This window comes from Nocardia sp. NPDC004604, assembly GCF_040609795.1.
In the GTDB taxonomy this organism is placed as follows: Bacteria; Actinomycetota; Actinomycetes; order Mycobacteriales; family Mycobacteriaceae; genus Nocardia.
Window position 1 is genome coordinate 1 of record NZ_JBEXLC010000229.1, and the last position, 9,586, is coordinate 9,586.

At 63.4% G+C, this 9,586-nt stretch carries 10 protein-coding genes; 6 read left to right on the forward strand and 4 right to left on the reverse strand.

The window, feature by feature from the left end; genetic code table 11:
• Window positions 1–49: 49 nt before the first annotated feature.
• Both ABZW16_RS41385 and ABZW16_RS41390 read right to left on the reverse strand, forming a co-directional pair.
• A complete protein-coding gene (locus tag ABZW16_RS41385) occupies window positions 50–286 on the reverse strand; it encodes a transposase (protein WP_354961623.1) in 237 nt (78 codons plus the stop codon).
• The gene (locus ABZW16_RS41390) at window positions 267–875 is read right to left on the reverse strand and encodes a hypothetical protein (RefSeq protein ID WP_354961624.1); all 609 of its coding nucleotides are present in this window, start codon (window positions 873–875) and stop codon (window positions 267–269) included. Before ABZW16_RS41390 ends, ABZW16_RS41385 begins: the two co-directional genes overlap by 20 nt.
• A gap of 450 nt (window positions 876–1,325) precedes the next feature.
• Between ABZW16_RS41390 and ABZW16_RS41395 the strand changes: the two genes are divergently transcribed.
• Together ABZW16_RS41395 and ABZW16_RS41400 are read left to right on the forward strand one after the other, a co-directional pair.
• The gene (locus ABZW16_RS41395; RefSeq protein WP_354961625.1) at window positions 1,326–2,702 is read left to right on the forward strand and encodes an MFS transporter; all 1,377 of its coding nucleotides are present in this window, start codon (window positions 1,326–1,328) and stop codon (window positions 2,700–2,702) included.
• A gap of 45 nt (window positions 2,703–2,747) precedes the next feature.
• A complete protein-coding gene (locus ABZW16_RS41400) occupies window positions 2,748–3,116 on the forward strand; it encodes an antibiotic biosynthesis monooxygenase family protein (RefSeq protein WP_354961626.1) in 369 nt (122 codons plus the stop codon).
• Window positions 3,117–3,207: 91 nt separating this feature from the next.
• On the opposite strand, the gene ABZW16_RS41405 is transcribed toward ABZW16_RS41400, so the two are convergent.
• Complete coding sequence (locus tag ABZW16_RS41405; protein WP_354961627.1) at window positions 3,208–5,184, reverse strand: acetoacetate--CoA ligase; 1,977 nt, start codon at window positions 5,182–5,184, stop codon at window positions 3,208–3,210.
• A 16-nt stretch (window positions 5,185–5,200) separates the two neighbouring features.
• On the reverse strand, window positions 5,201–6,403 hold the full coding sequence (locus ABZW16_RS41410; protein WP_354961628.1) for an FAD-dependent monooxygenase: 1,203 nt from the start codon (window positions 6,401–6,403) through the stop codon (window positions 5,201–5,203).
• Between the two features lie 49 nt (window positions 6,404–6,452).
• Between ABZW16_RS41410 and ABZW16_RS41415 the strand changes: the two genes are divergently transcribed.
• The 4 genes from ABZW16_RS41415 to ABZW16_RS41430 all read left to right on the forward strand — a co-directional run.
• Window positions 6,453–7,268, forward strand: coding sequence for an IclR family transcriptional regulator (locus ABZW16_RS41415; protein ID WP_354961629.1), 816 nt, complete (start codon window positions 6,453–6,455; stop codon window positions 7,266–7,268).
• Window positions 7,269–7,380: 112 nt separating this feature from the next.
• Window positions 7,381–8,463: a cupin domain-containing protein gene (locus ABZW16_RS41420; RefSeq protein ID WP_354961630.1), complete on the forward strand. Its 1,083-nt coding sequence runs from the start codon at window positions 7,381–7,383 to the stop codon at window positions 8,461–8,463.
• A 6-nt stretch (window positions 8,464–8,469) separates the two neighbouring features.
• Window positions 8,470–9,306, forward strand: coding sequence for a fumarylacetoacetate hydrolase family protein (locus ABZW16_RS41425; protein WP_354961631.1), 837 nt, complete (start codon window positions 8,470–8,472; stop codon window positions 9,304–9,306).
• A gap of 11 nt (window positions 9,307–9,317) precedes the next feature.
• On the forward strand, window positions 9,318–9,586 hold a 269-nt coding region (locus tag ABZW16_RS41430), incomplete at its 3' end, for a maleylpyruvate isomerase family mycothiol-dependent enzyme (protein ID WP_354961632.1).

Below are 9,586 nucleotides of genomic sequence, written 5' to 3' on the forward strand. Positions count from 1 at the left end.
GATCGGCATCCCACCCACAGCAACGCTTCTCCCGATCACACCCGTTTGATCAGGGCAAACAGCAACATATCGGACAAATCAGATTCCACAGAAACGGCCCGAACACCTCCGGCAGGTCTCGCCACGGCACACTGACCCGCAGTCGATACAGCATCCCCTCCACCACCAGGCGATTGTTGGCGAAGTTACGACCCACGCGCCCTTGCGATTTGGGTAGCAGCAACTCCAACAGCTCCCATTGCCTGTCGGTCAGGACCTGGTACCGATCACCCGTCAGCGTCGCCACGGCGAACATGATGCACTACCTGCCCAACTCCGCGGGGCCAATCGGTCAACACCATTAGGAGACACGACCTAGTCTCGCTGCTGTAGTCAGTGACCGAACCGGTGATCTTCCTGCCCAGTTCACCGGGCGTATCCGCGCGGCTGAGGTTCCGGCTATGTATGTCACCGGTTGGCAGGCCGATGCTTGTCTTCATGAGAGCGGATTCGAGAGATGTGAGCTGCGCAAGCGTAGTGTCCAGTCGTGTGCGCGCCTGACCGAGGGCCACGGGATCGGGCCGGCTGGTTGTCAGCCGTATCAGCGACAGCAGTCTTTCCTGCTGGATTGCATTGATCATGTCGCCTGCTTGACGATTGGCATCCGCCAGCACCGACGACCAGGTTTTGACGTTCTCGCCTCGCCGTAGCAGATACCCCGCGACGGTCATCCCGATCGCGAATAGTGCCACGCTCGGGATCAGTGCGATTGCGAAGATGCGCGTTCGGATTCTGGCCTTCGGTCTCGGCATCGGCATCGGCATCGGCATCGGCATCCGCAAACCGTAACGAGTCGCCGGCGCGCTCCATTCATAATCTTCTGCGTAGCGGAACATGCTTGGGTAGAAGGCATTTGGTGTGCTGTCGCCACCGGGTGGGGTGCGGGGTGATCGAGTGCGGGAACCGAGTCGCGGCTCGAGTGGAGGGCTTGCGCGACCTGATGGTCGGTGTCACACTCATGAACACCGTTCCGCATAGTGCAACGTTCAGAAGGGTTGGCAAAGCGTTGTCCCGCACTCGGAACGGTGCAGCGAGCCGCCGTCGACCGCGTGTGTCTACTCACTCGTCCGGTCGAGTCGCGCGATGCTCGTCATTCGTTCACAGGTGAAACCTGGAGAACTCGACGTCTCTTCCATTCGGGGACGTCAAAAGAGGCATGCCTTGGGGTAGCAGCCGGCTGTCCAAGGCATGCCAAACCACCAGAAAGAACCACGATGTCTGAAACCATCCAGCCTCCTCCGACTGTAACCGGGACCGCCCCAACGCATTCCGGTGGAATTCCGTTGATGCTCGCATTGATCCTGCCCGCCCAACTATTGACCATCAGTGGCATTGCCGGAGGCGCGTCACAACCGCACATCGTGGAGTTTTTCCGGACCGGTCATATCGTCTGGTTCAACCTCGCCACGCTTCTGGTTTCGCTGTTCAGCCTGCCGTTCGCGGTGAAATTCGGTGAGATTTACGGAAAACGCCGTGTGATGCTGATACTTGCCGCGGCCGGGATTGTGGGGGACGTCATCTCCGCGTTGGCACCCAGTTTCGTGGTGTTGCTCATCGGGCGTGCGATCGCGGGGTTCTACGGTCCGATCGTCGCGCTCGTCCCGGCCTGTATCCGGGACTGCTTCCCGGCGAAACGTGTCGCGATGGCCTATGGCGTGGTGATGGGCTCGGTCGGTGTCGTGGTTCTCGTGAGCCCCGTAGTGGTCGGCAACCTGATCGATTCCTTCGGATGGCGCGGTGCGATGTGGTTGCTGACCGGCCTGACCGTTATCGCCATCGGCATGCTCGCCGTCATGCCCGAAACCCCACGCCGTGGGCGATTCGGATCGGAATTCGACTGGGCCGGAGGGCTTCTGCTCGGCATCGGAGTCGCGCTCGTGGCGTATGGGGGCGGCAACATCTACAGCTTGGGGTGGGGCGCTTCCCGGACCGTGTGGCCGCTACTCGTGGGCCTGCTTGCCCTCGCGGCTTTCGTGCCGGTGGAACTCACCACGACCAGTCCGATCGTCGACCTGCGCATGCTGGCCCAACGCCCGGTCGCCGTAGTGATCATTACCACCGCGTTCGTTCAGTTCGCATTCATCATTTCGCCGCTCATCTTCTCGTTCCTGGCCCAGTATCCGAGAATTCCACTCGCATCCGATGGATTCGGCTGGACGGCAACTCATTACGCGCTGGTCGGCATTCCCGCCGGCGCGGCCACCGTCGGTGCCGCAGTGGTGACCGGCGTCCTGCTGAAACACGTCGAGCCCCGGCCGCTCTGGCTGATCGGTGCAGCGCTTCTAGTACTCGGGTTGCTGCTTTTCGGTCAGTACCACCGCGATACCGCGCAGATCGTCGTCTCCTCGATGGTGGTGGGCCTCGCGGGCGGCATTGTGATGGCCTGCGGCACTGCGATGGTGGTCTCGGTGGTCACTGCCGAGGAACAAGCGACGGTCAATGGCATCGCCTATATGGCGCTGCAGGTTATCGGAGGCTTCGGTTACCAGGTGTTGTTCACCGTGCTCGCCGCGCATCAGGTTGTCATGCAGGGTGTTCCGTTCTATCGAGACGCCGGGTACGCCGACGCCTACCGATTGCTCGCCGGGCTCGCCGGGGTAGGCCTGCTGGCGGCGCTATTGCTGCCCCGTATCCGGCGGCCCTCGGATGCGCTCGTGAACTAACTATCAACAGTCTCGAATCAGTTTCGATCAGAAAGGGAAATGCTCATGCTGAAGCTACTCGAATTGGACAAGAGCACGACGTTCTTTCAGCAGCTCGCCTCGCAAGAGGAGGGGCCGATAGTCCTCTTCAATGTGTTCCACGTCGAACCGGAAGATGAAGCAGAATTCCTGCGGTTGTGGAAGGAGGACGCCTCCTTCATGCTGAGCCACGGCTGCATCTCGGGCCAGCTGCACAAGGGCATCGCGGGCAGTGGCAGCTACATCAATGTGGCGGTCTGGGAGAGTACGGAGAACATGGCGCGGGCGTTTCAGACCCCGGAGTTTCAGGAAATGCTCTCGAAATACCCTGAGTCCTGCACCGCTTCGCCGCACATTTACAAGAAGACTGCTGTCCCGGGAATCTGCGTCGCCTGACGCGCGATGATCATCAAGCCGGCCGGGTCGCTGTGGAAGCAACCCGGCCGGCTTTCGTTTCCTTGTGGGCGGGCTGGAGTCCAGGCGCGGGCTAGCGTGGAGTTGTGGTACCGATCCGACGGCTGAATCGCGCGTACCACTCGAGCAGGATCGGATCGTCGACAGCGCTGCGGTCGGTCACGCGAGTCGGATCCGCACCCTGCAGCAGCTTCTTGACGGGAACCTCGAGTTTCTTGCCGGTGCGCGTGTGCGGGATGCCCGGAGCCACGATGATCTCGTCCGGGACGTGGCGAGGCGAGAGTTCCGAGCGGATCGTGGTGTTGATCCGGTCGATGAACGCGGAATCGACTTCGTAGCCTGCGGAGGGGACGACGAACAGTGGCATCCAGTATCCGCCGTCGGGTTGCTCGGCACCGATAACCAAGGCTTCGGCGATCTCAGGGAGTTGCTCGACGAGTTGATAGATGTCCGCGCTACCCATGCGAATACCGTTGCGGTTCAAGGTCGCGTCGGAGCGGCCGTGCACGACCGTGCTGCCGCGGTCGGTGATCGTCACCCAGTCGCCGTGGCACCACACACCGGGGTACTTCTCGAAATAGGCACTGCGGTAACGGGATCCATCCGGATCGTCCCAGAACGATACCGGCATGGACGGCATCGGCTTCGTGACGACCAATTCGCCGACCTCACCGCGCACCGGGAAGCCCTCTTCGTCCCAAGCGTCCAAGGCCACACCGAGACAGGGCGCGGACAGCTCGCCCGGCCATACCGGAACCGTGCGCACGCCGCCTATGAAGGCCGACACCACATCGGTACCACCACTGATGGACGCGACATGGATTTCGGGTCCGACGTTGTCGCGCAGCCACATCGACGACTTCGCCGGCAGCGGGGCACCCGTGATTCCTATGGTTCGCAAGGCGGAGAGATCGTGTTCGGCCCGGGGTATCACTCCCGCCTTCATACAGGCGAGAACGTATCCAGGACTGGTACCCACGACGGTTGCCTGGGTCCCGGCGGCCTTCCCCCACAGCGCATCCGGCGTCGGATACGCTGGACTGCCGGGGTAACAGACGATCGTGGCGCCGACCAACAGCCCGGCGACCTGATAGTTCCACATCATCCAGCTCGGGCTGGTGTACCAGAAGAACGTGTCATCAGGGCCGATATCCGATTGCAGGGCCATGGCTTTCAAATGCTCCAGGAGCACGCCGCCGTGGCCGTGAACTATGCCTTTCGGTAGTCCGGTGGTGCCGGACGAAAACAAGACCCAGAGCGGATCGTCGAAGGGGACCTGGGTTGTTTCCAGGGAGCCGCCTTGACCTGTGATTGCTTGCCAATCCAGCGTGTCGGGACACTCGTGCCCGAGCCGCGAAACCGCGATGGTGGCTCGCAGTTCCGGCATTGCGGCGCGCAGTGTTGCGATGTCTGCACGCCTGTCATGGGACCTTCCGCCGTACCGATACCCGTCTGCCGTGACGAGCACCGCAGGGCGGAGTTGGCCCAGCCGATCCAGCGCCGCCTTGGCCGAGTAGTCCTGCCCGCACGCGCTCCAGACGGCACCGATGGCAGCCGTTGCCAAAAAGGCGATCACCGCTTCGGGTATGTTCGGCAGATAGCCGACTACTCGGTCTCCGGCGCGCACGCCCAGGGATCGCAGCGTTGTCGCGAGCGCGGCCGTCCGGCCCAGCAGCTCATTCCAGCTCAGTTGGGTTGCCGGACCGGTTTCGTCGATCGACACGATGGCAGGCCGGTCTGTCCGGGCCTGGCGGACAACTTGATCTACATAGTTGAGTCGAGCATTTGGAAACCATTGCGCACCTGGCATTTCGGCTCGTGACAAGATCTCGCCCGGTGCCGGGCCGAGGTCGAAGTACTGCCAGACCGACTCCCAGAACGCCGGTACGTCATCGACCGACCACCGCCAGAGTGCGGAGTAGTCCGGTAGTTCGATACCGGATCGAGCTGTCACGTACCGCGCGAAATCGGTGACTCGCGCTTCGGACAGATCGCGATCGGACGGGATCCATTGGGGCCGAATGGAATCGACCGCACACGTGGTTTTCATCTCGTGCCTTCTCGGCTCAGGCGTAAGTGGGGGAGTAGGCCCAGAGCCAGTCGGTGTACTTGTAACTGGCTGTGTCCCTGCTGCGGAATAGTTCGTTGCGTACGAGTCGGGCGGTGCCGTCGAAGTGCCAGAGCTCGCCCCACATCCGGCCGGTGGTGAGGATCCGATTGCATCGGGGGGCTCGATGCTTGTTGACCTCGGCCAGGATCACGGGCCACCCTTCGGCGCCGAGCTCTGGGTATCTGCGCATGGCGTACTCCGCCATGTAGTCCGCGTCCTCGATGGCCATCACCGCGCCGGAGGCCAAGTACTGGAGAGGGGGATGCGCGGCGTCGCCGAGAAGGATGAGTCGTCCGTTGACCCAATTGTCGATCGGTTCCCGGTCGTACATCGGCCACCAACGGTCTGTCCACAAATGCTCGACGCCGTCGCGCACGCTCTGATGACAGTGTGTAAAGGCGTTCGCCAGCTCATCGGGGCCACCCCACTCCGTGGCTCCACGCGTGAACCCGGGGGATTCGAAGACGGCCACCTGGTTCAGCATGGTGCCGCCGCGCAGCGGGTACTGGATGAAATGGCAGTCTGGTCCGATGTAGCCGACGACGTCGTCGGGATCGTAGTCGATGTCCACCTCGTCGACGGGGAAGGTGCCGCGGTAGGCGACGAAGCCGGACGCCACGGGCTCGTCGTCGGAAATGCTTTGACGCAGTGTCGATTTCAGGCCGTCCATGCCCAGGACGACATCCGCCTGCCAGGTCCGTCCGTCGGTGTCGGTGACGATCGCGCGGTCGCCGTCGGTCACCGCCGACTGCACTGTGATGCCGGTGACGAGATTCGCGCCGGCCGTCCGGGCGGCATCGACGAGCAGGCGGTGCAGATCGCTGCGGTGGATCACGAAGTACGGCCCGTTGTAGTGCGACCGGAAAGTGTTGCCCAGATCGATCGAGGTGAGCACCTCGGCAGTGAGGGCGTCACGGAAGACGAGGTTCTTGGGCCGCACGCCCAGGGCGAGAGCCGATTCCAGCAGGCCCCATTTCGACAGAATCCGCGACCCGTGGGGGCCGATCTGCAGTCCGGCGCCGACTTCGCCGAACTCCGGCGCCTGCTCGAGGACGGTGACCTCGGCGCCCTTCGTCGCCAGCGCGAGTGCGGCCGCGATGCCTCCGATACCACCGCCGACGACCACGATTTGTGCGTTGTTCAGATCAGTCTTGTCCACATCGTCAACCCTTGCCGGGGCGGGTATCGCGGGACAATACTATTCCACTATGCAGAAATCGAGTCATCGACCGATGATCGAAAAGCCTGCTTACATGCTGGAATCGGTCGACAACGCGTTGCGACTTGTGCAACTGCTACGTGACGTCGGAGCGGTGCGCCTGAGCGATGCCGCCGCCGAGCTGGGGGTCGCGCCGTCGACCGCGCACCGCCTGTTCGCGATGCTGCTGTACCGCGGATTCGCTGTCCAGGACGAGGCTCGCCGATACCACCCAGGACCGGCCATGGGCGCGGGCCCGGCGCGACGAGGCTGGACTCGGGAATTCACCGAGCTGTCGCGTCCGCACATGGAGGCGCTCGCGAGCCGGTGCGGGGAAACGGTCAACCTGGTGATCCGGGTCGGGACACAGGTGCGATTCCTGCTGTCGGCCGAATCGAACGAGATGCTGCGGGTCGGCGACCGTCAGGGGCAGGTCCTCGATGCCGAGCGCACGGCCGGGGGCAAGATCCTGCTCGCGGAACTGCGGGAGGAGACGCTGGCCCAGCTGTATCTCCGTCCGGCCGACTGGCCGGAACCGGAGTCGACACCGGGCGACCGGACGATGCCGCCGGAGCAGTTCGAGGTATTCGTCCGCGAGCTCACCGCGTGTCGGCAGGCCGGGTTCGCGATCAACCTGCAGCAGACCGAAGTCGGCATCGCCGCGTTCGGCATGGCTGTTCGAAACCGGGCGGGGGTCGCGCTCGGCGCCATCTCGGTATCAATTCCGGTGGTGCGCTACCAGCAGCATCTGCGTGGGCCACTGATCGCTCAGATGCAGAGCGCTGTCCGGGGCATGGAAGCCGACGTCGGCGATATCGAGGTCTGACTCTTTTCTGGAGAGAGGAATCTTCTGCCGGGCGTCGGATCGCCGCGGATAGCGTGGCCGCAAGGGGGATATGTGCGGCTGTTTCCGCTCGATCGCAAGGAGTTCCGCAGACATGACCGCTGCCGAACAGTCCTCGGACTGGAAAGACCTCGAACTCGAACGGCTCTATCTCGATTTCGCCGGGGAGCATCTCAACCCGCTGTGGACGCAACTCGGCGACCTGATGCCGATGGTTCCCACCTCGCGCGCATTACCGTACGTGTGGCGTTGGTCGAAGTTGTACCCGCTGGCGGCCCGGGCCGGTGACCTTGTGCCGGTGGGCCGCGGCGGGGAGCGCCGGGCGATCGCACTGGCCAACCCCGGCCTGGGCGGGCTCCCGTACGCGACTCCGACGTTGTGGGCGGCGATCCAGTACCTCGGTCCGAAGGAGGTCGCGCCCGAACACCGCCACAGCCAGAACGCATTTCGGTTCGTCCTCGAGGGCGAAGGGGTGTGGACCGTAGTCAACGGCGATCCGGTTGCGATGCGCCGCGGTGATTTCCTGCTCACTCCGGGCTGGCACTTCCACGGTCATCACAATGAAACCGATCAGCCGATGGCCTGGCTCGACGGACTCGACATCCCGTTCGCCCACTACATGGACACCGGGTTCTTCGAATTCGGCTCGGACACTGTCACCGATGACGCCACACCCGACGTTTCGCGTGCGGAGCGGCTCTGGTCGCATCCGGGGCTGCGTCCCCTGGTAGGGCTGGAGACCACCGCGAGTTCGCCGATCGCGGCGTACCGGTGGGAACACACGGACCGCGCCCTCGCCGAGCAGCTCGCGCTCGAGGACGAGGGATATCCCGCAACCATCGAGCCGGGCCACGCGGCCGTCCGCTACACCAATCCGACGAACGGCGGTGACGTGATGCCGACCATTCGCGCAGAGTTCCACCGGCTGCGCGAGGGGACGCGAACCCGTCCTCGCCGGAATGTCGGTTCGGCCGTGTATCAAGTTTTCGAAGGCACCGCATGCTTCCGCCTCGGAGACAAGGTGCACACAGTGCACCAGGGCGATCTGATCACGGTCCCGTCGTGGACCGAGCTGTCGATCGAATCCCAGTCCCCACTGGACCTTTTCGTGTTCTCGGACGCTCCCATCATGGAGCGCCTGCATCTCTCCCGTTCGCTCACCGTCGAAGGAGCATGATCCCCAATGAAGTTGGCAACTCTCCGGCTGCCAGGAACCACGGTCGCCGTCCGCATCGACGACGAATGGACGGCGACGGTGATCGGCGGCTACCGCGACCTGTCCGCGCTACTGGCCGAGCCCGAGTGGAAGTCCATCGCCGAAGCGGCGAATGGTGCGGAGGCCAGTGGAATGACCGTCGATCTCGCCTCTGCGGATTACGCGCCGGTCGTGCCACGGCCGGGCAAAGTCATCTGCGTTGGACTCAACTACGCCTCACACATCGCCGAAATGGGCCGGGACAAGCCCGAATACCCGACCCTGTTCGCGAAATTCGCGGAATCGCTGGCCGGACCGTACGACGACGTCGTGATCCCGGCCTACGCCGCAGGGGCCCTGGATTGGGAAGCCGAGTTGGCAGTGATCATCGGCAAGCGCGCGAGGCAGGTATCCGAAGACACGGCGTCGGAGTACATCGCGGGCTACTCCGTCCTCAACGACTACACCATGCGTGACTATCAGTTCCGGTCGGTCCAGTGGGATCAGGGCAAATGGTTCGAGAAGGCGACTGGGTTCGGACCCGTGCTGGACACCGACTATGTCCCGGGTACCAGGATCGAGGCACGACTCGACGGGGAGCTGATGCAGTCCGCGACAACCGACGATTTGGTCTTCGGGCCTGCGCGGTTGGTTCACTACATCTCCCAGATCGTGACCCTGCAGCCTGGTGATGTGATCTGCACAGGTACGAGCGGGGGAGTCGGGCACGCCCGGAAGCCGGCTCGCTACATCAAGGACGGGGAGACGATCGAAATCACCATCGAGGGAATCGGATCGGTCCGGAACAAGACCATCATCAAGTAAGGCCGCCGAGAATGGATTTCGCAGAATTGCCGTTGCCCGAACGGCTGCTGATCGCGCAACGGGGGACGGCATATTTCGCACGGCATCTCGCCGAACTCACCGACGACGAGCTGGACGCCGACACACTGCTGCCAGGATGGACTCGGCGCCACCTGGTCGCGCACGTCGGCTACAACGCGGCCGCCTTGTGCCGACTGCTGGATTGGGCGGCGAGTGGTGTCGAGACGCCCATGTACGAATCACCGGAGCAGCGCGGCCGCGAAATCGACGAAGGCGCCAC

What these genes read in the sequence shown, in the direction of transcription:
- ABZW16_RS41390 (WP_354961624.1), bottom strand. Translation starts at nt 875, where the DNA reads ATGTTCCGCTACGCAGAAGATTATGAATGGAGCGCGCCGGCGACTCGT.
- ABZW16_RS41395 (WP_354961625.1), top strand. Translation starts at nt 1,326, where the DNA reads ATGCTCGCATTGATCCTGCCCGCCCAACTATTGACCATCAGTGGCATT.
- ABZW16_RS41400 (WP_354961626.1), top strand. Translation starts at nt 2,748, where the DNA reads ATGCTGAAGCTACTCGAATTGGACAAGAGCACGACGTTCTTTCAGCAG.
- ABZW16_RS41405 (WP_354961627.1), bottom strand. Translation starts at nt 5,184, where the DNA reads ATGAAAACCACGTGTGCGGTCGATTCCATTCGGCCCCAATGGATCCCG.
- ABZW16_RS41415 (WP_354961629.1), top strand. Translation starts at nt 6,453, where the DNA reads ATGCAGAAATCGAGTCATCGACCGATGATCGAAAAGCCTGCTTACATG.
- ABZW16_RS41420 (WP_354961630.1), top strand. Translation starts at nt 7,381, where the DNA reads ATGACCGCTGCCGAACAGTCCTCGGACTGGAAAGACCTCGAACTCGAA.
- ABZW16_RS41425 (WP_354961631.1), top strand. Translation starts at nt 8,470, where the DNA reads ATGAAGTTGGCAACTCTCCGGCTGCCAGGAACCACGGTCGCCGTCCGC.